Here is a 1,063-nt window from a genome sequence, read left to right as displayed (position 1 = left end):
GCGAGCAGGTGCAGGCCGACGGTGGCTTCGTGGTGCTCGGGGCCGGCGCCGGGCGTGAGGGTGACGGCGGTGTATAAGCCGGTCTCGGGCTCGACGACCAGGTGGGCTTTGTATCCGTCCTGCTGGTGGGTGCGGGTCTTGTGCACGTGCCGGGATTGCGGGTCGATGGTGGAGACCATCCGGCCTGGTGCGGTCCCTTGGGTGATGCGCCAGCGTCCGTCGCGTCCGTCGGAGTCCTGGGCGGGTTCGACGTCCTGCCCGGCGACCAAGGCCAGGATGCCGACCGCGTCCGCGGGCTTCTCGCCCAGTTCCCGCTCGGGTAGATGCCCCAGCAGCCGCAGCGCGTCACCGACCAGGGCGTCCACGAGATCAGCGCGGGCCTGCTGATCGTTCCAGGCGATCCGTGGTTTGCCCGGGTCGGTGTAGTCGTGCGCGGTGCACTGCACCGCCGCGACCTGGCCGGCGCCGGGAACCTCGCGGATCACCGCACGGATGGCGGCGATGAGCTGGGTGACGGTGTCCTGGGTGGCCACCGCGTCGTCCAGCACGGTGGAGTCCAGTGCCCGCCGGTGCTTGCCCTGAAGGACCCCGGTGGCCTTCACCACCTCCCGCACGGCCTCGAAGACCCGGTTCGGCCGCACCGAGCGCGCCAGACGGCGGCGGAAGTAGGCCAGCAGCGACGGATCGAAGGCCGCATCGTGCAGACCGAGCCCACAAGCAGCCTTCCACCGCAGGTCACACCGCAGTTCCTGAACCGTCTCGAAGTCCGACAGCCCATGCAGGGCCTGCAGTGTGATCGCCGCGGCCAGGATCTGCGGCGGCATGGACGGCCGCCCGTTCGCCGACGGATACATGTCCGCGAACATCTCCGCCGGGAACAACGCACCGCGATGCTCGGCCAGGAACGCGAACACACTCCCCGCCGGAATCAACTCCCGGCAGGTCTCCCACACATCCGGTCCGACCGTGTCCCCGGCCCATTCCCCCATCACCATGAAAACGAGTCTGGTCCCACCGCTCACACGACCGGACCAGAACCCCAAGATCTTCACCAGTCTTCTAG

Annotated in this window: 1 protein-coding gene; it reads right to left on the bottom strand. The window is 69.0% G+C overall.

What is annotated here, in order from left to right; translation table 11 throughout:
- Positions 1-989 (bottom strand): transposase (locus ACFZAU_RS41810; RefSeq protein ID WP_500556607.1); only part of this gene is annotated, 989 nt, incomplete at its 3' end.
- Positions 990-1,063 lie beyond the last annotated feature (74 nt).

The organism is Streptomyces sp. NPDC008238, from assembly GCF_042956445.1.
Lineage (GTDB): Bacteria > Actinomycetota > Actinomycetes > Streptomycetales > Streptomycetaceae > Actinacidiphila.
This window is presented reverse-complemented; position numbering and strand designations above follow the sequence as displayed.